This is a genomic window from Hahella sp. HN01 (assembly GCF_018986435.1).
In the GTDB taxonomy this organism is placed as follows: Bacteria; Pseudomonadota; Gammaproteobacteria; order Pseudomonadales; family Oleiphilaceae; genus Hahella.
Map to the genome: position 1 here is coordinate 1 of NZ_JAHMIN010000055.1, position 20,695 is coordinate 20,695.

Consider the following 20,695-nt stretch of genomic DNA (forward strand, 5'->3'; position numbering starts at 1 on the left):
AATGGAAGACGCTCTTTGCCAAATCTAATCCAACCGTCTTATGCTTAGACATGATGGTCTCCTCCTTCGTCCTTTGATTGCACTCATAATCATGGCACATTGCGATGCCGCTGCAGGAAAGGAGGAGACCATCTCATCGACCTACCCATTTCTGTTAGAAGGGTGGGGGGAGGAAACTTAGAGATTCTGTCAAAACGCCTGGCGTTTTCTTCGGTCTGCATATGGGCGCAGAGTGAAACGTAGGTTGGATAAGCGAAGCGCCATCCAACATGTACGCTCCAGATTTTTCCTGCCTATAAAGTCCAGATAGTAGCTATTGCTTTGGAGTAAGTTGCGCCGATCAGGTTGTGATGCTCAAAGCATAAAGAGAATCGCAGAAGCTGTTGGAGTTCGTTCGTTAATGTCCTGCATAGTCGAGCCTCATCATCACAATGAGGCTCCATGAACAACGAACAAACTCACGCGAAGCTATATCGCCGGCTTAGACAATCTTTGTCGTGATGGACCATCCTTTCATGGTCAGTTGTGTCTGTATGCTGTTTCCGCCTAGGTGCGAGAGTCCGACAGGCAGCACGGTTACGCTGGGTCCTTTGACGCTTGCGGCTGCGTTGATCAAATGAGCGGCGATCCCCGGATTGCGTTCGTCTGATTTGGCCGCCAGTCCCTGGTCGACGACTTCGACGGTATTTTCACCTTCGGCGAACAACACGTCTTTCAAAAGCGTCGCCTTGTAATAGAACAAAGAATGATTGATTGATCCGAGGTTTTTATCGGCGGGATCGGCAATGGTGAGCTTTTCCATCTTGGTTAGTCCGGCGCCTGATCCAACGATAGATCCGTTCTTGATGGGGAGTTCAACCGCCGCAATGGTCGTATGTTTGCTCCCTAATTTGCCGATGGCGGCGACCACGGCTTTGGCGCCTGCAATCATCAACGTCTGATCACCGGGTAAAAGCGGCGATAACGTCTCCGTACTATGCTGTTCGCCAAGCAGGACGATGAAGCTGCTGTCTTTCTTTAGAATAACCCCTAGCGGCATGCCAGGATCAGGCAACATAAGCCCGATGCCGTCAATCGTTAACCCTTTTTTGTTTAAAGGCAGATAAGTTAATTTATAGGCGTTGAGTACCGCATCCGCGTGATTTTTCGCCTCTAACTCTCCAGACATAAGAACTCCTTCCTTTTGTCGATTTAATGAAGTCTTTCACCGATTTTTTTCTGAGAACAGCGCCAGTGGGATCTCCCATAATCTTCCTGAGCGCCTTTCATAACTGGCTGAATTTATTGCCATCTTCATCATACTAAATAAACCTGAAATGTCCCTCAGTAAATTTGTCCGTTATTTTTAGGAGAGCGACTTTAATCTGATCCCAGATGAAGGCCGCCACTCTGTTCTAACCCGTTTTCATGTAGAAATTTTTACCGCTTTTGCGAGATAACGCTGATACTCCTCATCAGGAACAAAAGAGCCTCCCGTCAGCCAGGGGATATGCACGCTATTCGCCATGCGGTGGGTGAGGTGATGTGAGTCTAAATACTTCTGTCCGGCCTCGGTCATCAGCATTTCAGGGCCGAGGCAGCCGATGGCCGCAGAGGGCTCAACTTCAATATTTTCCAGGTCTTTTAACAGGTAAAGCTGCTGGTAAAGCTGTTCATCCGTCGCCGTATACACGCCTGACAGGAGGTTGCGCGTGGCGTCGCACACCCACTGTGATGCGGCGCCGACAGCCAGGCCATCAGCATCTGTGCGGTTCTTTAAACCGAGTTCGTAGATGGAGGTCGGAACAGCGCCCGGTGCGCCGGCCATACCAAGTAGCATGCAGGGCGCCTGTACCGGTTCGGCAAAAAAGCAGTGAACATGCTCATTGAAAATATGTTTCAGGCCATAGGTAATGCCGCCCGGCGCCCCGCCCACGCCGGCAGGCAGATACACAAACAGAGGATGGTCGGCATCCACCTTAATGTTCAGCGCCTCCAGCTGCGCCTGAAGGCGTTTGGCTGCGACAGCGTAGCCCATGAAAAGGTTGGGGGATCTTTCATCATCGACAAAATAACCGCACGGATCGGCAATCGTCTCAAGGCGTCCGGCCTCAAGCGCCGCGCCATAATCGGCGTCATGCTCAACGACCCGCACGCCACGTTTTCTAAGGCGCTCCATTTTCCATTCTTTAGCATCTGACGACATATGGACTACTGTTTTGAACCCCAGCGCAGACCCTATGACGCCAATGCTCAGACCCAGGTTGCCTGTGCTGCCGACGGTGATGGTGTGCTGCGAAAACAGATCACGAGCTGATTGGGATGCGAGCGCACAGTAGTCGCTGTCTACGCCTTTAAGCACGCCATGCTTCAACGCCAGGGATTCAGCAAAACAAAGCACTTCATGAATGCCGCCGCGAGCCTTGACTGAGCCTGCCACCGGCAAGTCATGATCCGCTTTCAGGTACAGCGAACCGCCCACTGGATTAATCCTGCTGTTAAGCCGATCGGCTTTTATCAGGGAAGACTCAATCAGTCCGTGACTGGGTTCGAGTTCGGGGAACAGTCTTTGTAGCAGCGGCGCAAATCGTTTGAGGCGGGCTTCCGCCGCGTAGAGTTCATCGGCGTTTGGGGTGGAGGGAGCTGAAGCCGGATTTTGATAATTGTTGTTTAGCCATACTATAGGCTGGCTATTCTGGATGGCTTTAAGCTCGTCTTGGGTGATACTGAGAGGAATCATTGTTTGTCCATGCTGCCTGGCTTTGTATTAATATGTTGTGGGAATTTTGGGTTTTCGTTACTTGGAAAGCAAACGATAGAAATTCAACGGCTGTTTAGTATGGCTAAACGCTAACGGGAAGGTTAACGATGTCAGGACTGGGTGCGCGTACCTTTTCCACGCTGATTTATTTTGAAGCCTGTGGCAGGTTATTAAGCTTCTCTGAGGCCGCCCGGGAACTCTATGTCACTACCGGCGCTGTGAGCCAGCAAATTCGAAAACTGGAAGAACAGCTGGGAATCAAGCTGTTTGAGCGTCGCCCGTCCGGTATCCAATTAACGGCTAAAGGCAGCGAATTATTGACCGTGACGCGGCAATCAATTGACGCCATCAGGCTGACTATTGATCGTCTACAAACGAGTCCTAATGATTCCTCCGTCAGACTTACCTCTACGCCGTCATTTGTTTTTAAATGGCTGATTCCAATGCTCAAAGAGTTCAATCTCAGCCATCCCGATATCAAGATTGAAACCTATGCGGAAGCGGCGCTGCTTAATCTGAACGCCGCTAGTTTTGATTTGGCCATCGATTACAGCGACGGCGAATATCAGAACTTCGATGCGACGCTTCTGGTGGAGGAAATCCTGCTGCCGGTCATCAGCCCTGAGTATATGAAGGGCGCAAACTGGCGAGACCCCAAAATCTGGGATAGCGTCTCGTTGTTACATGATGCGATGCCCTGGCCAGATTCCCCCCGGGACGCAGAATGGCGCTACTGGCTGGATCAGTCAGGTCTGCCTGATGCGCCCAGCCAGCAGGGACATTACTTTAACCGCTCGGATATGGCCATCGCTGCTGCTGACGCAGGCCTTGGAGTAGCACTTGCGCGCGGCTCCCTGGTAAAAGAAGAACTGGCCAGCGGTCGCCTCATCGCACCGCTTCCCGCGACGCCTTCCTGTTGCAACTATTATCTGATTACCCCCAGAGGCAAAACGATCAGCCATAACGCCAGCGTGCTGAAAGACTGGCTGCTCAGCAAGGCGTAAACGCCCTCCCATGCCAAACTGAACCATAGACATAGGGAAAACCGTAGGTTGGATAAGCGAAGCGCCATCCGACAGGTATACTCCAGATCCAACAAGCCTGAACATTGACCATTCGCCAACACATTCCATTATCAACAATAGGCCGCCAGGGGTAGGGTTAATAGCCGGTATTTTGGCTGTGGCGACCCAGGTAGTATCAACGTCCCCGGGGAATGCTAACCCTTATTTCTACACTTAATATGGATTTTTAAGCATGTCATATTCCAGAAGCCGAACACATATTGCGACGGAAACAAAGTATTCGAAAATTCGCCGTGAAGTTATCGACGACGCCAATGCCATTCTTCCTGTTCAACTTAAATCGGTCGTTTCATACTCCCTCATTACCCAAAAGGCCATTATAGAGCAGCGCTCCTGGCATAATACTTTCGGTCGTCGAGTGGAGTGGGACTGGGAAAGAGATGACTATGGTTACTATCACTTTTTGTATCAGGAACCCAAGCGCTTTGAGTTAGCTATTTGGTGGCGTGAAATGAAGCTGTGCGCACTCTCTTTAGGGCAACCTACATGGTCTGGCAGTCGTCTAAGACTTGATTTCATTGAGTCTGCCCCTGGCGATAATCCTCTAAAAGGAAGCACTTTCAACTTAATCGAGATTGCAGCCAGAATATATGCTAAGCATATTGATGCTCATGAAATCAGACTTATGAAACCAGTAAACGCCAATGTAATTGACTTCTATTGTTCCAAGGGCTACGAATATAACAGCCGCGGTAACTTTTGCTTCAAGGTGTTGAGATGACTGAAGATAAAAAGCGAGACTCCGATTATGAGGAGTTCCTGCGTCAATTACGTGAAGAGATAAAAGATGGCTTCGGAGCAGTCATGGAAGATGAACCACAGGTTCAGTTGGGCTCTTTAGATTTGGTTTTTACACCCGATTCGGAGCTTTTCCCGAGTGAACTGGAAGAATACAGACCAGAGGAGAAAAAGCTTCGCCTGGTAAAGAAGTGAGCCCGCATGAGAAGCGGGCGGTAGATAAGCAGGAGTCCACCCATCTGGATGGATTCACTGCCGATGAGTTGGAGGCCATTAAGGAGGCTGTGCTGCGTGTAAGGTCGGCCCGTCACTCCCAGAGTCCCGAGTGGGTCAAGGGAAATGCGCCGAAGGAGCTTGGGCAGTATCTCGTTGCAATTGAGAGCCGGGCAGGGAACACGATTGCCTGTTGTCGCTACTCTCCTGTGTTGGGTTGGGCCCATAAAGATCCAAGTGAAACAATTGTCGCGTATATGCGCTTGGAAGATGCAGTAAGCACGCTACCTTCTCCTTGGGAAAGCAAGAAATAGCGCGGCGATCATATCAGATACCCCCAGATAACCCTTCCATATCCCCCTGCGCCAGGGGCTATTGCCCCCGGCCTCGTATCATTACCCAGAAAGTTAGCAGGATTATTTCGATGTCGGTTTTCAGCCATGAGCTGAAGCTGGACAGGCAGAGTGAATAGGCGTGGTCGTAGCCGATTTTGTTTTTCACGTCTTCCAGACAGGCGTCGTAGCCTTGTCTGACCTGGGCCATACCAGTGATTCCAGGCGTCACGAAGTAGGTGCGTTCGATGTAGTAGGGGATGGCCCGATCCAGGTTGTTGCTGATGCCGGGGCGCTCCGGGCGGGGGCCGACGATGGACATTTCGCCGCGCAATACGTTCAAAAGTTGCGGCAGTTCGTCCAGGCGCGTTTTGCGCAGGAAGCGGCCGACTCGTGTGACTCTCGGGTCGTTGCGGGTGGCCCAGACGGCGCCGGTTTCTTTTTCCGCGTCGACACGCATGGTGCGGAACTTGATCATGTAGAACAGCTCCGTATAAGTCGGCGTTGCACGGCCGACGCGCAGTTGCCGGAACAGCGCGGGCCCCTTCGAATCAAGGCGAATAGCCAGAATCAGCAATGGCCACACTGGCGCGCTGAGGGCAAGCCCCAGCAGGCTGACGGCAATGTCGAAACAGCGCTTGGCCGCCAGGGTGGTGGCGGGGATATAGTTCGTTGGCGAATCAATGGCGGCGGTGCGCGTTTGCATCATGGTCGGCTCCGAGGCGTTCTTGGCTGCTTTGGTGAAAACAATATCAATCATGATGGGCCTCCAGTTTGACGCGCTGCCAGCGGCCGTTTTCCTGTCCAGACAGATAACGTAACGCCCCCAGGGCATTGGCGAAGTGGCCGCTGACCAGGTAATGCACCAGATTGACCGGTTTGGGCCAGGGAACACTTGGCGTCAGGGCGCGAATACTGGCGAGACCGTAAACCAGTATCTGTCCCAGCAACAGAACCATCGCCAGCCAGGAGTGCAGCGAAAGCAGTAGCGTGCACAGTAGAAAGACGACCAAAATCAGAGGCATGCACACCCGCAAAAACTTGCCGGAAATATAGTTGAACGCAGTGGCGCCATGCTTCGGATTCAACAGCGGCGTAAGCATCAACGCTTGCTGCACATTGCCGGCGGCGATGCGCTTGCGACGCTGATGATCCATCGTCAGGCTGGCTTGCTCCAGCTCCACGGCGACGATATCTCGGTCATAGATGCAGCGACGGCCTTGTGCGACGATACGCATGGGGAGGATGAAATCATCGTTGATGGCATTCTCAGGTAACTCTTCAAACAAACTGCGACGAAAGCAGTACAGGGCGCCATGAGCTCCGATGGTGGAGCCGACGACGCTTTCCATCTCTTTAATGTTGGTCTGATATCGCCAGTACGTTTCCTCGCCTTCCGAACCGGGAGTGAGTATCTGATAAGAGGCCGCCACGACGCCAACGCTGGGGTCGCGCATATGGCGCGCGACGATTTTCATGGCGTCGATAGAGATCAGCGCAGAGGCGTCGGACAGTAACACCAACTCCGGGGATGTTTCCCGCATGGCCTGATTGATGATGGCGACCTTGCCCTGGTTAACCTCGTTGGCGATGACTTGCACCCGCAACTTTTTCACATCCGCTTCCTGCAGCGTGCGATGGATGATCGACAGTGTGTCGTCTTGCGAACCATCGTCGTAAATGCGGACTTCAAAGCGATGAGTGGGGTAGTCGAGAAACGCCAGATTACGCAGCTTTTCCGCAATCACTTCCGCTTCGTTATAGGCGGGAATGATGATGCTGAGTTCAGGGTAATCGCTATGCTCTTCATCCTGATAATGATGCAGGGATTGCTGGCGCTTGCGGTTGGCCCAGTAGCGCAGCAGCACGGGATAGCCCACGTGATGGTAGACGATGATCAGCCCGAGGATCAGCGTGCAGCTCCAAAGTAGTGTGTCGGTCATGATGATTTACCTCTTTGGTGGCGATTCTTGTCGTGTCAGTCGTCCGCGTTCAGCAGGCGACGCTGTGCAACTGGTCGTAAGCGGCGACCATGCCGCGGATATCCCGGTGTCGCATGACGAAATCTCTGGGGTCGGCGCTCAACGTGGTGCGCAGGCTGTAGCGCAGCGCCTTGGCCAGGGCCGCGGAGTTATCCGCTGGCACCAGAATGCCGGTAGTCGGACACAACGCTTCGCGGCTGCCGCCCACATCGGTGATCACTGCGCGTGCGCCGCAGGCCTGTGCTTCCAGGGGAGACAAGGGCATTCCTTCCGCTTTCGACGCCAGACAGAACACATCCAGCGCCTGATAAAAGCGCGGCATATCATCCACCAGGCCCAGAAAATGCACCCGATCGCTGAGATTAAGATCCCGCACCTGACGTTGCAGTTGCGCTTCCTGCGGGCCTTTGCCGGCGAGAGCGAGATGCACGTTGGGCGGCAGGCGAAACATGGCGTCGAGCAGAACGTCATGTCCCTTCACTTCATGCATGCGCGCGGCGCAGCCGATGATCGCCTGATCATCCGGCAGCCCGAATGATAGCCGTGCGGCGGCCTTGTCTCCGGGCTTGAAGCGAAGCGTATCTATGCCGTTGGGAATCACCCGTGGCTGCGCGTGAGGGATGCGGCTCCTGATGTGATCAGCGACGATTTCGGCGTCCGCCACCAGTTGCGGGCGAATGAATTTCAGGCATTTGGAGGCCAGGCTCTGATGGTTGTCCAGACCCAGATGCCAGGCGTCGTGTTCGGTATGAATCAACACGGGAATGCGCGCCAGACGCGCCGCCGCGCCGCCGTAAAGCAACGGACCGATATGATGGGTATGCACCACATCCGCCTTGAGGGTTTTGAACAACGCCGCCAGCTTCAGCAGCAGACGCGGTTGCAGACCGGGGGGTTTATCGAGGAAGTGCATGACGCCGGCATACTGACTCAGGCGCGGCCACAGGGAGACCATTTGCGACTCCCGACCTTCCAGGCTGACCAGATGCACGTCGGCGTTGGCGCCGGCGAAACTCTGCAATTCCAGACAAATGCTTTCGATGCCGCCCGGCGACAAATGCTGCACTACCTGGACGACCACTTTGCGCTGAGAAGATGTCGATGTCATGGGTATACCTCGTTAAATGGACTGCGATCAGGATTCAACCGGCGTCAGGTCGCGGGCGGATTGAAATCCTATGGCGACTTGCCTGAAGTCCGGCAGGCGCGAGATGACTGGCGCGCCGATAATTTTTTCCGCCACATCGCGACGGATAATGCTGGTGTCGATAATTTCCAGAATCACGGCGATGGCTGCGCCGAGAAACAACCCGCCCAGGGCGCCGCTGATGAAATAGACAACCAGAGGCAGATTGATGGGGGCATGGGGCGTGAACGGGCGATCGATGATTTTGACCCGGTCGTGTTCTTCGAAACGCCCCAGCGCGCCCGTGACCTTGGCCATTTCATAGCGCTTGAGCAGATCGTCGTAGATATGCTGTTTGGTGACGATATCCCGCTCCAACTCCCGCAGGCGCTGTTCGACCTGGGCGAAGCTGTCGAGCTTGGTTTTCAGGCGCGTCAGGGTCTGCTGCAGGCTGGCGGTCTCTTGCGTTAGCTGCTGCTGGCGGGACTGCGCCTGCTGAATGGATTCCAGTTGCGACACCAGTAACGGGCTGACCCGACTGCCAGTGGCGCTGCGGTCTTCCCCTGCGTCAGCGAATTCCGCCGCCAGACGCCAGAGTTCGTCGATGTTCTGCGGACTCATGCGCCGGGTCTGGGTCACCAGCGTATCGCGCTCCTGACGCAGCCGCTGCAGGCTGTGTCTGGCGGCCACCACCAGGCTGTGTTTGTCGGTGTAGCGAGCCTGCAGTTGATTCAGTTCGGCGCTGGCGCGAATGATGTCCGCCTCAATGGAGGCCAGCAGTGGGTTGGCCTTGAGCAACTGCGTGTTAAAGGTTTCGATGGCGGCGTCAGCGCCCGCCAGCTCGACCTGTTTGATCTGTAGTTGCTTTTCCGTCTCCCGCAATTGCTCGATATCGAAGTGCATCTGCCCGGGCAGGCTGCCGCTGTACTGGGACTTAAACGTCGCCAGCGTGTTCTCCGCCGCCAGCAGCGCCTGCTGCTGCGCCAACAGTTGCTCCTCCAGAAAGTTTTCGGAAGCGTCGATGGAAGAGCGTTCCGGAGCGAGCAGCACATTCAGAAAATGCTTGGAAGTGACCTCCAGCGTGCGCGCCATATCATGAGGGGAGGAATCCGTCAGGCTGATTTTGATGATATCGGAGCCGATCAGCTCGACCTTCAGGGAGTGGGAGAGCCGGTTCAGCACCGGGTCGCCGATGCGGCCGCTGTCTTTATCCCCCAGACCCATTTCCATGGCGACTTCGCCCAGCATATGCCGCGAATGCAGCAGCGCTTGCAGAGCCGCCATGCGCTCCTTGAGCTGGGTGGATACGGAGAAATCCGCTAGGAAAGGATTCAGTTTTGACGTTTCCTGGATCAGCAGCGTGGTGTAGCTCTGGTACTTCTTCGGCGTGACGGCGCCGATCAGCAAAGCCAGAAACGGCGCCGCCAGCAAAGGCGCTACGATGGCGTAGCGGCGTCGCCAGGCCGCCGCGGCCATGTAGTGCAAATTCAGGAAGACGCCGACGCGCATCGCTTACCCCTTGGCGCTCAGGCGCGCGCTGGAGGCGGGCAGACTGGGGTCGAAGCGGATATCCACCGGCAGGCCTTGCATGGCTAACAAAGCGCGTAGCTTGCCGCCCCAACGCAGGCTTTCATTGAGCGCCTGGAACGGTTGCGCGGCGTCAGTGGCCGCCACTTGCAGCATCAACCCCTTGTCCAGACAGGCGGCGCAACGGCTGACGAAAGCCATGGCGCGTGCTTCCAACTGTTTCCAGCCTGGGCTTTGCAGGGGCGCGTCTATGGCGTCGATAGTCAGCGTCAGAAAGGCTGGAGCGGTTTCTTCAGCGGGCGTTTGCGTCATTGCGAACAGGGTTTGGTTGACGCGTTCTATGTCCATCCGTTCGCTTTGCATGGCGCATCCGGTCTGTAATAGAACCGCGATGATCGGTAAAGTTTTAGCCCATTTGTTCATGTCGATGTCCGTCTGCTTGAGTGAGTTTGCGCGCCTGAATATCTGGCTTGTGATGAAGAGAACCAAAAAGCGTTCCAACTATTTTTGTACGTTAAATCAACGAACTATGAGCCGCCTTATTTGGCTGCTCGCATTTTGCGTCGAGTTGTGCGGCGCTATGCGCAAATTGCTTCAGGCAATGTTTGACGGTTTGCGCCCGTTGCGACCAGGACTCCTGCGCGGCGGCTTGTCTGAGCTGGTTGGCGCTGGCGTGGAACGGGCAGGCCTCGATCTGCTTTAACGCATCGACGAAGTCCGCGGCGGAATCGGCGATGCGCAGCAGATCACCGTAACTTTCCACCGCTGGGAAACGGGTGGAGACGATACTGGCGCCCGCCGCCATATACTCCCGAAGCTTGAGCGGGTTGCAGGCCATGATCTGGCCATTGCGTCGAAATGGCAGCAGGGAGGCGCGCCAGTGCTGAGCGTAGGCGGGCAACTCGTGATGCGGACGAGGTCCCAGCAGGCGAACATTGTCGAGGCGGCGCAGCGGCTCCACGTCAGTCTGTACGGCGCCGATGACCACAAAGGTCCAGTGGGGCAGGGCGCGGGCGCAATGGCTCATCAGCTCGACATCGAACCACTCCGACACCGAACCGTAAAATCCCGCCACCGGGCCTTCCGCCGGCAGATCCCCTGGTCGCGGCTGCGGCGAGCTGAACAGGCGGTAGTCCACGCCGTGAGGCAGCCACTCGGTTTTGGCGGCGGCGAAGCGATTCCCCAGGGTTTCGCTGGCGACAAAGATTTTGTCCGCCTTACCCGCCAGTTCGGACTCCATCGCCGCGATGGGACCGTGATCCACGCCCGCCAGACTGCGGAAATCGTCGCCACAGTAATAGACCACGCCACGTTCGCCGAGGCGTCCTACCAGGTCCGCCATTGACGGCAGGGAGGACCACAGAATCAGCGCGCTGTCTTTGCGGATATAGGGCGTCAGCTGGCGTTTGAGCAGCGCAGCGTTGAGTTGTCTGACCAGTCGCGAGCCGAACAGAGGAATCACTAACGGATTGATCAGGCGACAAGGCGCGGTGTCCTGCGCGCCTTGTTGATTTTTACGTTGAGCGCTGGCGCCGAAGCGGGACATCAGCTTGCGACACAGACGCAGTAAATCATGTCGCGTCAGGCGCGGGCGGCGCAGTCCAATGGAGTTGACCCAGATGACCTCATAGTCGTCGCCAAGATGACGGATAAGGTGCTGGGTGCTGCTGGGATGGGCGCCCCAGTCTTCGCCGAAAACGATCAGTTGCGGCTTTTGCGTGGCGTTCATCATGGCTCATTCCTCCTCCGTCAGGGTCCTCAATACTCGAGCTGGAACGCCCCCCGCCAGCACGTTGGCGGGGAGGTCGCGGGTGACCACGCTGCCGGCGGCCACAATGGTATTGCGGCCGATGCGCACCCCCGCCATTACGCTGACGCCGGTGGCGAGCCAGACGTTGTCCTCCAGTATGATCGGGCCGATCTGGTCGTCGGTTTCAGGCTTGCCGGCGGCGCGCGCCGCCGCGTCCAGAGGATGACCGGGATAGCCCGCCAGGAAGGCGCGTCCGGCGATGCGTACGTTGTCCCCCAGAATGACTTCGGAGCCCACGGCGATGGTGGTTTGCCAACCGATGTCCACGTTGTCGCCGACGATCAGCCGGGGTGTATTGGGAGACGACGTTCTGCCTGAAAAGGTGGAGAGCCCTGAGACACGACAGTCTGCGCCCATTTGCACGCTCAGCGCCCCGGTGACCAGCGGCATGCCGGAGTACAGATAAAGGTTGCGGGCGGGGGATTCCAGCCGCGACTGAAACAATGGCGTCCAGTAGAGAATGCGCGACAGATTCTCCAGCATGCCGCTCAGGCTGCGATGAGCCAGATACAGCGGCTTGTGCAGAACGGGAATGCAAGGAATCTGAAAGCGACGAATTCCGAAATAGACGGCGCGCAGTGCGCTCGCCGCCATGGAGTCGCTGTGTTTGATGCGGGCTCTTAATGTCGCCCCGGAGAATGTGTTCATCGTCGACCTCCTCGGATGGTTTGAGAGGTCCTACGCAGTTTGTGGGCCAAAGCGAATTATCCCCGAGGTATCAGAATCTTAGCCTGTGACAGGGGCGACACTGACCTAAGTCCGATGTCTTCGTCATGGCGTTTTGATTTGCAAATTACAAATGGAGCGGGATATCCGCCAAATCAAAATGAGATGGGAGTATCTCTAAGTCACTGCTGTGAAAGAATATTCGCGGGAATTTAACTAACTGGCGCAGATGTTGAAACGACTCGTAGCAAAACCATGAGGAACGAGTATGACTATTTGCAGCATCAGCATTCCCCTACAGCAGGGGCGCCCCGTCCTTTCATTGGAGCGTGACGCCTCCGTTATGTTCAAACGCAACGCTCACAGCGCGTTGACGCACTTTTCCGGTCCCGGTTTTCATCTGCTCACGTGGGGAGATCCCGCGCATTGCGATCAGGATGCGGAGATCAGAGGCAATTGTCGTCGCGGTCTGTTCAAGCCTTATTGGGGCCGCTCCTGGATTTATGTCGACCGGGAACGCAATGAAGTCGCCGGCTGCACAGACCGCTTGGGTCTGTTTCCGATTCTTTATTGTCACCGTTCAAGCCAGTTAACAGTGACCTCGGATCGAGGTCTTATGCTGGAGTTGTTGGGAGACGAGGCGCAGATCAACCCGCAGGCGATGCTGGACCTGCTGGCTTTCGGGCAGGTGATGGACGAGCAGTCGATCATGCGGGGCGTCACGCAATTGCGCGCGTCCCGTTGCTTCCATTTTTCCAGCGATGGCCAGCTACAGCTGCGGGACTTTCCCCCTTATCGGCTGCAGAAAGTGCGTTGCGCCACGCTCAACGAAGCGGTCGACGCTTTTGTCGGCGCGGTGGACAAATGTTTTCAGTCGAGCCCAAGGGTGGCGGTTTCCCTGTCCGGCGGCCTCGACTCGCGGTTGATTCTGGCGGCGGCGTTGAAGCTGGGGCATAAACCGGTGGCGTTCAGCTATGGCTGTCCCGACTCGTCGGACATGCGCATCGCCAGGAATATCGCCGAGTCCCATGGGCTGCCTTTTTTCGCCGGCGATATGCGCGGCTCGGATCGCTGGACGTCCATGAAACGCATTGCGTTGCGGGGCGGCTGTGAAGTGCCGGTGCAACACGGCCACGCCCTGGCGGATGAAACGCTGCTGGATCAGACCCGGGGCTTTACCGTCATCACGGGGACGGGCGCGGAGACGTTCCGGGCCTTTTACTACGATCGCGGCGCGCCGGGTTATTCGCTGATGGCGGTGGAAAGGCTGGCCTCACGCCTGTTGCCCTATGCGCGGCGATATATTCGGGAAGAATTCGGCAAGCTAGCCAACCCGGTTATTCGCGCATTCCCCGAACTGGGGGGACGTCTGGAGGCGCGCTTTCAGATGATGCTGGACCGCTATCACGATTGTGAAACTGACGCTGCGGATCTGATGGATAACGTCTATCTGGCGGAGCGGGTCGGGCGTATGGTGGTGTCCGGTCAACAACTGCTGGACAACGATTACGAGCGCTGCCACCCCTTTTTGCATCCCAACGTGCTTGAGACCCTGGGCGCGCTGCCGGTGCGTCTGCGCCTGGGCAGTCTGTTTCACCGTAAAGCTATCGCAAAACTAAGTCCGTCGCTGGCCAGCGTTGACTGGGATAAAACCGGCAGACCCTTGCGTTCGGGACTGCGCTGGCGGGAACGCTATCCGGGGCTGGCCGCCCGCTTGGGGCGTCAGCCTTGTTGGGGCAAAGCGTCCAGCGGCGTGTTCGATTACACCACCTGGCTGGACCTGGATAACGTGGAGCCCATGCGCGCGTCATTGTTGCAGGAAGGTCTCAGCGAAGGAGACTTCAAACGCGGCGTCGACACCCTGTTGACCGATGCCTCAGCGTTGCATGTGCGCGGTCTGAACATGGTGCTGGGTTATTTGAACTCAGGCCGTCGGTCGGCGGAGGGCGGGTTATGAACGCGATATGCCGAGCCACGCAGGACCTGCCGGCGGCTGCGCCGCTGAAGTCGGTGGGTTATGTGCTGCCGCAATTTCCCGTGCTCACGGAAACCTTCGTAGGGGTGGAAATGCGGGCGATGCAGCGCCTGGGGCATCAGGTGACGCCCATCTCGCTATCTTACCCGCAGCAGGATGGACAACCCCGGGATGAAGCATTGGCGGCGGGCGCTTTGTACGTTGGCGATTGCAGTCGTCGGCAGGGCTGGTTCACCTGGTTGAAGAACCTTCGCGGCTGGGGACCCAGCGCCCGTTTTGCGTTGGGACAGGATGGCATCCGCGCGCGTTCGCTATTGTTGCAGGCCGCCCAGGTCGCGGCGCTGGCGCAGCACAGAGGATGTCGTCATCTGCATGCGCATTTCGCATTGCACTCCGCCGCCGTTGCGATCGCCGCAGCGCGGTTGATAGGCGTGTCCTGCTCCTTTGTCGGCCACGGCTTTGATGTATACGTCAGCCCGGCAGACCTGCGTCTCAAGCTGTCCTGCGCGGACTTCAGCGTGGCGGTTTGCGGCGATATGGAACGACTGTTTCGCTCCTTGGCCGGTGGCGGAGCCGAGGTCATTAACATTCCCTGCGGCGTGGAGCTGGATCGTTTGCCTTATCAGCATGGCCTGGGGGCGAGAGGTCGGCTTCTGTTTGTGGGGCGGCTGACGGAGAAAAAGGGGCTCAAACATTTACTGGAAGCGTTGGCGGCGATGCCTTCCGCGGAACGTCTCAGTCTGGATATTGTCGGCGAAGGGCCGCTGTCTTCCGTGCTGCGGGGTCAGGTCGCCAGCCTGGGGCTGCAGGAGCAGGTGTCATTTCTGGGCGGTCGCGAGGCGGAATGGATCAGCGCCGCCATGACCCGCTATCACGCTTTAGTGGCGCCGTTTTGTGAAGCGCCTAATGGCGACCGGGACACTGGACCGCTGGTTTTGAAGGAAGCCATGGCGGTCGGGCTACCAGTGGTGACCACCCGGTTTATGGGCGCGGCGGAGATTGTTCGGCCTGATTGCGGTTTTCTGGCGGCGCCGGGAGACAGTCAGAGTCTGGCCTGTGCGCTTCAACATCTGCTGGATACCTCGGATCGGGCGTTGCAGAAGATGGTGCTGAACGCGCGTAGACGAGTGGTGGCGGAATATTCCTCCGTGCGACAGGCGCGCCTGTTGTCACTGGCGATTCAAGAGTTGTAATCATGTCGTCGCTGTTCAGACAGGCGGTGTATTACGGGTTGGGGCTGGTGCTGATGAAGGGCGTTAGCTTCGTAATGCTGCCGGTGATCACCCATTACCTGTCGCCCCACGAATACGGCCGTCTTGATGTCCTGTTAACGCTGATGAATCTGCTCGGGCTGGTGATCGGCCTGGGGGTGGTGGACGCCATGTATCGCTTTGCGGGGATGGCCTCCAGTGAACAGCAGCGACGCAAAGTGATCGGCAGCGCCTATTTCCTGAGTTGTCTGGCGGGCGTGGTTGTGTTTGCGGCGCTGCGTCCAGCAACGTCCTGGCTGAATCAATGGTTGCCGGCCAGCTACAGCGATCAGGAGTTGTCATTGTGTCTGGCGGCGTTAGCGCTAAGCGGATTTATTTCTGTGCCCCTGGCCTGGATGCGCATGCAGGACCGGGCGGAATGGTTCTTTTGTTTCAGTGTGGGTAAGGCTTGCCTGCATGCGGCGTTGGTGTATGTGTTATTGCGCAGGGGGATGGGACTGGATGCTGTGCTGTGGGGCGCGCTGGTGTCCAATGCGGCGCTCGCTCTGGCGGCCTTGGCGGTGCAGAGTCGTCATGTGGCGCCTTCCTCTGCGGCGGCGCTGGCCAAGCCTTTGCTGAAATACGGCTTGCCTCTGGTCGGCGGCGGTCTGTGCATCTTCCTGACGCAAGGCGCTGAACGATGGCTGCTGGCGGGATTAGGCGGTGCGGAAGAATTGGCGGTATATGGCGTGGCGGCTCAGTTCGCGCTGGTGGTGGCGCTGGCGATCGAGCCCTATACGCTCTGGTGGTTTCCCCGTCGCTTCACCGTGTTGGGTCGCGCGGATGGCGTCGCCCTGAACGCCCATTACGCGGCGGCGGGCGCCATGATGGCGTTGTCCGTAGCCATTGGCGCGGGCTGTGTGGGGCCTTGGGCGCTGCGCTGGTTGCTGCCGCCAGAATACGATATGGCGGCCCAGTTGTTGCCCTGGCTCGCCTTGGCCATGGGCCTGAAACAGTGCTCTCATTTGATGAACCTCGGCTGTTATGTGGAAACGAACACCCGTCTGCCCACGGGGTTGAATGTGCTGGTCGCCGTTGTCGCCGTTCCTGCATACGCTCTTGCGGCGGCGCACAGCGGCGTCTTCGGCGTGGTGTACGCCGCCGTGTTGATATACGCCTTGCGCTTCGCGGTGTTTGTCTGCGCCAGTCAGCGTCGCTTGCGGCTGGATTATCCCTGGCGCGATCTCGGCATCGTATTGAGCGCCGCCGTGTTTACCCCGGCGTTGATTCAGATGGATCAGTTTACTGCGGCATTATGTGTCGGTGGAGTAGGGCTGGCGCGCGCCGGGGCGACTTTATTGCGTAAGCAGCGTCTGGTGACTGCATCTATGGAGACGGAGCTGTGCAAGCCCTGAGTCGGCGCAATCAATTGACGCTGGGCGCTGGCGGCGCGGCGCTGTTGTCTTTGGGATTCTACTTTTCTCCCCATCCCTTGCTGGCGGGGCTGGCGCCCCTGGGAATATTGGCGGCGGTAGGCGTGTTCAGAGCGCCGTTTTTGGTTTGCCTGGGCTTTATTCTGTTTTCCTTCTTTCGCCTGCACGAAGCGTTTCCCGTCCTGGGGCCGTTTCGCATTCCGCAACTGCTGGCGCTGGCGTCGCTGGCGGTGTTGAGCTGGCGCTTATTCGTTTCCAGGGCCATTGAGGTGTACTGGAGCCGTGAGCTGACGCTGTTTGCGTTTTTCTTCGCACTGACCGCCTGCGGGGTGATGCTGGCGACCAATCGCGGTGCGGCCATGGGCGCATTTACCGGCACTTACGTCAAAATCGCCATCATGGTGCTGGCCATCGCCTGGCTGACGCGTACGCCACGGGACTTTGCCGTCGCCGCCTGGGCGTTTATCGGCGCGGGCGTGGCGATTGCATTGGTCGCCATTTCCAACAAGCTGAACGGCATTGGGCTGGTGGAGGGGGCGCGGGTCACCATCGGACGCGATATCGGGTCCATGATCGGCGATCCCAACGATCTGGCGCTGGTGCTGACGTTTCCCCTCAGTTTCGCCGCCAGCATGGTGCTGACCCGGGGGCAAACCCGCTGGCCGACTCTGCTGGGGCTGCTGGCTTATGGCGTGATTGTATGGGCGATCTTGTGCACTCAGAGTCGGGGCGGTCTGTTGGGAATCACGGCGGTGACCGGCGTGTTGGTGTGGCGTCGGGTGCAAAACAAAATGCTGGTGATGATGCTCGGCGGCATGGCGCTGACCGTTCTGGTCGCCGCCGCGGGCATTTCCGATCGCGCCTCCGGCGGCGCGGCGGAGGATGGCATTGATGAGTCCGCCATGGGGCGAATATATGCGTGGCAGGCCGCGTTCAATATGGCGCTGGCGCATCCCTTCACCGGCGTCGGCATCGATAATTTCTACTCCAATTATTACTTCTACAGCCCGCATTGGGACGGCAAAAATCATGCAGTGCATTCGACCTGGTTTCAGGTGTTGGCGGAAACGGGATTTGTCGGCATCAGCTTTTTCATCGTGTTGCTGGTGGGGATGTTTCGCAAGATTTTCAGCCTGCTGCGGCGCTTGAGTTATTCACCGACGCCCGACCGCACTCAGCTCATGATGACCAATGCATTGTTATCCGGACTGACAGGCTTCTGCGTATCCGGAACCTTTCTGACGCAGGGGTTTATCTGGCCTCTGTATATTCTGCTGGCGTTGACCGTGGCGGCGGGGCGCGCCGCCGAGCGGACGCCGCAATGCGATGCGCCAGGATGATCTGCGTCATGGCGTATTGGTACGTATGCTGCAAATACCCGCTTATATACATCCAGACAGGTTGTTTGGTCTGGCTTTTTTGCAATCTGCGAAGCGTAACGCTATTGAGGTAGCAACATGAGCACCCCTTTACCTTTGATCTCCGTCGTCATTCCGTCTTTCAACTGCCTGAAATACCTTCCTCAAGCGGTTAATTCCGTACTGGAGCAGGACTATCCAAACCTGGAGTTGATCATTGTTGATGACGGTTCAACTGACGGCTCCAGAGAGTGGTTGCGTAATTTCACCCTGGGATATGACGGAGCAGTCACTGCGCTGTACGACAAAGGTTTGGGCGCCGGCGGCGCGCGCAACCTGGGCGTGAGCTACGCCAAAGGGGAACTGGTGGCGTTTCTGGACGCCGACGACCTGTGGGAGCCAGGCAAACTGGAACGTCAGGTGGCGTATCATCAACAGAACCCGGATGCGGTGTTGAGCTTTACTGACTATGTGCATGTCCATGAAAACAACAGCGCGGTGATATGCGGCTGTTTCGAATTCTGGCCGCACTTTCAGGAAGTCGCTTTGAGCGGCCTGCGAGCAGGGGATAAACGCGATCACGCTTATTGCACATTGGCGCGCGCCACATCGACTTTGTACGTCGAAAATGTCGTCGGCACCTCCAGCGTGATGGTGTCGCGAGACGCCTTCTTCGCAGTGGGTGGCTTCGACGTCAGCCTGCTGTCCGCCAGCGACTGGGATCTGTGGCTGAAACTATCCACTGTTGGCGACGTTGGCTTCACCCTGGCCCAGGACATGCGCTACCTCATTCGCCGCGGCGCCATCTCCCGCAGCATGGGCAAACGCCTGGCGGCGGTGAGAACGATTTTATCGCGACACATGGACACCGCCACAGCCCAGGACCCTCAGTCCCTCAGACTGGCCCAGGCGCAACTGGCGGCGGCCTACCGCGATTACCATCGCAGTCGGGGAGAGTGGTGGAAAGCAACCGCCTCCGGCATGTCCGCCTTCCTGAAACAACCCACCCGCCGCCACCTCAAAGGCGTCATCAACAGCCTGCTGGCGCACCGGGAAGTACGTTTGCAGTAAAACGAGTTGGCTATGCTGGAATGACAACAACCACAATAAACCGTTCGCCCTGAGCCCGTCGAAGGGCCACAGTCCCGCAGTGATCTTGAGCAAATCAATGACTCAACGGGAAATAATTTCCACTTGAGCGGGCTGGACTGGGATGAACGCTCTGGAAAGCCCTTCGACGGGCTCAGGGCGAACGGGGTGGGGGTATCGCTTGTGGTTTGTTCACACGTTCTCTTCATCATGTGAAAGGGAGCGATCTGACTACTGAATTGACAACAACCACCAATAAACCGTTCGCCCTGAGCCCGTCGAAGGGCTGCAGTCCCGCAGTGATCTTGAGCAAATCAATAACTCAACGGGAAATAATTTTCACTTGAGCGGGCTGGACTGGGATGAACGCTCTGGAAAGCCCTTCGACAAGCTCAGGGCGAACGGGATAAGGGAATCGCTTGTGGTTTGCTTACATGTCCTTTCCCTCATGGGAACGGGAAAAATCTGACTACTGGTTTGATAACAACCACCAATAAACCGCTCGCCCTGAGCCTGTCGAAGGGCGGCAGTCCCACAGTGATCTTGAGCAGATCAATAACTCAACGGGAAATAACTTCCACTTGAACGGGCTGGATTGAGATGAATGCTCTGGAAGGCCCTTCGACAAGCTCAGGGCGAACGGGGTGGGGGTGCCGTTTGTGGTTTGCTTACATGTTCTCTCCGTCATGGGCAAGTGAGTTATCTGACTACTGAATTGATAACAACCATCAATAAACCGTTCGCCCTGAGCCTGTCGAAGGGCAGCAGTCCCGCAGTGATCTTGAGCAAATCAATAACTCAACGGGAAATAATTTCCATTTGAATGGGGTGGATTTGGATGAACGCTCTGGGAGGCCCTTCGACAGGCTCAGGGCGAACGGGATGAGTGGGTATCGCTTGTGGTTTGATTACATGTCCTTTCCCCCATGGGAACGGGAAAAATCTGAATACTGGATTGATTACAACCACCCAGAAACCGTTCGCCCTGAGCCTGTCGAAGGGCCTGGGTATCGTCACCTTGCTAATTCGGTAGTAAAACAATTTTATTGATTAGGGATCTTTTTGAGTTAACGCTCTGGGAAGCCCTTCGACAGGCTCAGGGCGAACGGGGTATGGTTTACCCTGAATCTTTCCTCTTTCAGATGGACGATGGTGATTCGACTGCCAGGTCGATAGGCATGGAGTTGCTGGAAGATTTATCCCGTTCATTTGATTAAGCATCGGCGCGCTAATCTCAAAACAGGTCGCATGTTTATTCCGTCATAAAGACGCATGCAGAAGTATGGGTAGGTCGATGAGATGGTCTCCTCCTTTCCTGCAGCGGCATCGCAATGTGCCATGATTATGAGTGCAATCAAAGGACGAAGGAGGAGACCATCATGTCTAAGCATAAGACGGTTGGATTAGATTTGGCAAAGAGCGTCTTCCATT

The 20,695-nt window shown here is 56.8% G+C and carries 17 protein-coding genes; 8 read left to right on the forward strand and 9 right to left on the reverse strand.

Features of this window, described 5'->3' with window-relative positions; genetic code table 11:
• Positions 1-481: 481 nt before the first annotated feature.
• Together KP814_RS30040 and KP814_RS30045 are read right to left on the reverse strand one after the other, a co-directional pair.
• A complete protein-coding gene (locus KP814_RS30040; protein ID WP_216740243.1) occupies positions 482-1,168 on the reverse strand; it encodes a hypothetical protein in 687 nt (228 codons plus the stop codon).
• A 237-nt stretch (positions 1,169-1,405) separates the two neighbouring features.
• Positions 1,406-2,719: a D-serine ammonia-lyase gene (locus KP814_RS30045; protein ID WP_216740244.1), complete on the reverse strand. Its 1,314-nt coding sequence runs from the start codon at positions 2,717-2,719 to the stop codon at positions 1,406-1,408.
• Between the two features lie 128 nt (positions 2,720-2,847).
• On the opposite strand from KP814_RS30045, the gene KP814_RS30050 reads away from it, so the two are divergent.
• The 3 genes from KP814_RS30050 (at position 2,848) to KP814_RS30060 (ending at position 4,758) form a co-directional block, all read left to right on the forward strand.
• Complete coding sequence (locus KP814_RS30050; protein WP_216740245.1) at positions 2,848-3,744, forward strand: LysR substrate-binding domain-containing protein; 897 nt, start codon at positions 2,848-2,850, stop codon at positions 3,742-3,744.
• A 253-nt stretch (positions 3,745-3,997) separates the two neighbouring features.
• Positions 3,998-4,546 carry a hypothetical protein gene (locus KP814_RS30055; RefSeq protein WP_216740246.1) on the forward strand — a complete coding sequence of 183 codons (549 nt, stop codon included), beginning with the start codon at positions 3,998-4,000 and terminating at the stop codon, positions 4,544-4,546.
• Positions 4,543-4,758, forward strand: coding sequence for a hypothetical protein (locus KP814_RS30060; protein WP_127971152.1), 216 nt, complete (start codon positions 4,543-4,545; stop codon positions 4,756-4,758). The genes KP814_RS30055 and KP814_RS30060 overlap by 4 nt, the downstream gene beginning before the upstream one ends.
• 390 nt (positions 4,759-5,148) lie before the next feature.
• Here KP814_RS30060 and KP814_RS30065 read toward each other — a convergent pair whose 3' ends face one another.
• The 7 genes from KP814_RS30065 to KP814_RS30095 form a co-directional block, all read right to left on the reverse strand.
• On the reverse strand, positions 5,149-5,868 hold the full coding sequence (locus tag KP814_RS30065) for a sugar transferase (RefSeq protein WP_253938743.1): 720 nt from the start codon (positions 5,866-5,868) through the stop codon (positions 5,149-5,151).
• A complete protein-coding gene (locus KP814_RS30070) occupies positions 5,861-7,051 on the reverse strand; it encodes a glycosyltransferase family 2 protein (RefSeq protein ID WP_216740247.1) in 1,191 nt (396 codons plus the stop codon). Before KP814_RS30070 ends, KP814_RS30065 begins: the two co-directional genes overlap by 8 nt.
• 49 nt (positions 7,052-7,100) lie before the next feature.
• Positions 7,101-8,198, reverse strand: a complete 1,098-nt coding sequence (locus KP814_RS30075; protein ID WP_216740248.1) for a glycosyltransferase — start codon at positions 8,196-8,198, stop codon at positions 7,101-7,103.
• Positions 8,199-8,225: 27 nt separating this feature from the next.
• On the reverse strand, positions 8,226-9,725 hold the full coding sequence (locus KP814_RS30080; protein ID WP_216740249.1) for a capsule biosynthesis protein: 1,500 nt from the start codon (positions 9,723-9,725) through the stop codon (positions 8,226-8,228).
• Between the two features lie 3 nt (positions 9,726-9,728).
• Positions 9,729-10,166, reverse strand: a complete 438-nt coding sequence (locus KP814_RS30085) for a hypothetical protein (RefSeq protein WP_216740250.1) — start codon at positions 10,164-10,166, stop codon at positions 9,729-9,731.
• Between the two features lie 91 nt (positions 10,167-10,257).
• Positions 10,258-11,475 carry a glycosyltransferase gene (locus tag KP814_RS30090; protein ID WP_253938744.1) on the reverse strand — a complete coding sequence of 406 codons (1,218 nt, stop codon included), beginning with the start codon at positions 11,473-11,475 and terminating at the stop codon, positions 10,258-10,260.
• 3 nt (positions 11,476-11,478) lie between these two features.
• The gene (locus tag KP814_RS30095) at positions 11,479-12,201 is read right to left on the reverse strand and encodes a DapH/DapD/GlmU-related protein (RefSeq protein WP_216740251.1); all 723 of its coding nucleotides are present in this window, start codon (positions 12,199-12,201) and stop codon (positions 11,479-11,481) included.
• Positions 12,202-12,487: 286 nt separating this feature from the next.
• Here KP814_RS30095 and KP814_RS30100 point away from each other — a divergent pair, with 286 nt between their 5' ends.
• From KP814_RS30100 to KP814_RS30120, 5 genes are all read left to right on the forward strand, one after another.
• Positions 12,488-14,176, forward strand: coding sequence for an asparagine synthase-related protein (locus tag KP814_RS30100; RefSeq protein WP_216740252.1), 1,689 nt, complete (start codon positions 12,488-12,490; stop codon positions 14,174-14,176).
• Positions 14,173-15,387 carry a glycosyltransferase gene (locus KP814_RS30105; RefSeq protein ID WP_216740253.1) on the forward strand — a complete coding sequence of 405 codons (1,215 nt, stop codon included), beginning with the start codon at positions 14,173-14,175 and terminating at the stop codon, positions 15,385-15,387. The genes KP814_RS30100 and KP814_RS30105 overlap by 4 nt, the downstream gene beginning before the upstream one ends.
• A gap of 2 nt (positions 15,388-15,389) precedes the next feature.
• On the forward strand, positions 15,390-16,799 hold the full coding sequence (locus KP814_RS30110) for a lipopolysaccharide biosynthesis protein (RefSeq protein ID WP_216740254.1): 1,410 nt from the start codon (positions 15,390-15,392) through the stop codon (positions 16,797-16,799).
• Positions 16,787-18,157, forward strand: a complete 1,371-nt coding sequence (locus KP814_RS30115) for an O-antigen ligase family protein (RefSeq protein ID WP_216740255.1) — start codon at positions 16,787-16,789, stop codon at positions 18,155-18,157. The genes KP814_RS30110 and KP814_RS30115 overlap by 13 nt, the downstream gene beginning before the upstream one ends.
• A 117-nt stretch (positions 18,158-18,274) precedes the next feature.
• Positions 18,275-19,246: a glycosyltransferase family A protein gene (locus KP814_RS30120; RefSeq protein WP_216740256.1), complete on the forward strand. Its 972-nt coding sequence runs from the start codon at positions 18,275-18,277 to the stop codon at positions 19,244-19,246.
• Positions 19,247-20,695 lie beyond the last annotated feature (1,449 nt).

What these genes read in the sequence shown, in the direction of transcription:
- KP814_RS30085 (WP_216740250.1), bottom strand. Translation starts at nt 10,166, where the DNA reads ATGAACAAATGGGCTAAAACTTTACCGATCATCGCGGTTCTATTACAG.
- KP814_RS30065 (WP_253938743.1), bottom strand. Translation starts at nt 5,868, where the DNA reads ATGATTGATATTGTTTTCACCAAAGCAGCCAAGAACGCCTCGGAGCCG.
- KP814_RS30090 (WP_253938744.1), bottom strand. Translation starts at nt 11,475, where the DNA reads ATGATGAACGCCACGCAAAAGCCGCAACTGATCGTTTTCGGCGAAGAC.
- KP814_RS30060 (WP_127971152.1), top strand. Translation starts at nt 4,543, where the DNA reads ATGACTGAAGATAAAAAGCGAGACTCCGATTATGAGGAGTTCCTGCGT.
- KP814_RS30080 (WP_216740249.1), bottom strand. Translation starts at nt 9,725, where the DNA reads ATGCGCGTCGGCGTCTTCCTGAATTTGCACTACATGGCCGCGGCGGCC.
- KP814_RS30070 (WP_216740247.1), bottom strand. Translation starts at nt 7,051, where the DNA reads ATGACCGACACACTACTTTGGAGCTGCACGCTGATCCTCGGGCTGATC.
- KP814_RS30050 (WP_216740245.1), top strand. Translation starts at nt 2,848, where the DNA reads ATGTCAGGACTGGGTGCGCGTACCTTTTCCACGCTGATTTATTTTGAA.
- KP814_RS30105 (WP_216740253.1), top strand. Translation starts at nt 14,173, where the DNA reads ATGAACGCGATATGCCGAGCCACGCAGGACCTGCCGGCGGCTGCGCCG.
- KP814_RS30040 (WP_216740243.1), bottom strand. Translation starts at nt 1,168, where the DNA reads ATGTCTGGAGAGTTAGAGGCGAAAAATCACGCGGATGCGGTACTCAAC.
- KP814_RS30095 (WP_216740251.1), bottom strand. Translation starts at nt 12,201, where the DNA reads ATGAACACATTCTCCGGGGCGACATTAAGAGCCCGCATCAAACACAGC.
- KP814_RS30100 (WP_216740252.1), top strand. Translation starts at nt 12,488, where the DNA reads ATGACTATTTGCAGCATCAGCATTCCCCTACAGCAGGGGCGCCCCGTC.
- KP814_RS30075 (WP_216740248.1), bottom strand. Translation starts at nt 8,198, where the DNA reads ATGACATCGACATCTTCTCAGCGCAAAGTGGTCGTCCAGGTAGTGCAG.
- KP814_RS30110 (WP_216740254.1), top strand. Translation starts at nt 15,390, where the DNA reads ATGTCGTCGCTGTTCAGACAGGCGGTGTATTACGGGTTGGGGCTGGTG.
- KP814_RS30045 (WP_216740244.1), bottom strand. Translation starts at nt 2,719, where the DNA reads ATGATTCCTCTCAGTATCACCCAAGACGAGCTTAAAGCCATCCAGAAT.
- KP814_RS30055 (WP_216740246.1), top strand. Translation starts at nt 3,998, where the DNA reads ATGTCATATTCCAGAAGCCGAACACATATTGCGACGGAAACAAAGTAT.
- KP814_RS30120 (WP_216740256.1), top strand. Translation starts at nt 18,275, where the DNA reads ATGAGCACCCCTTTACCTTTGATCTCCGTCGTCATTCCGTCTTTCAAC.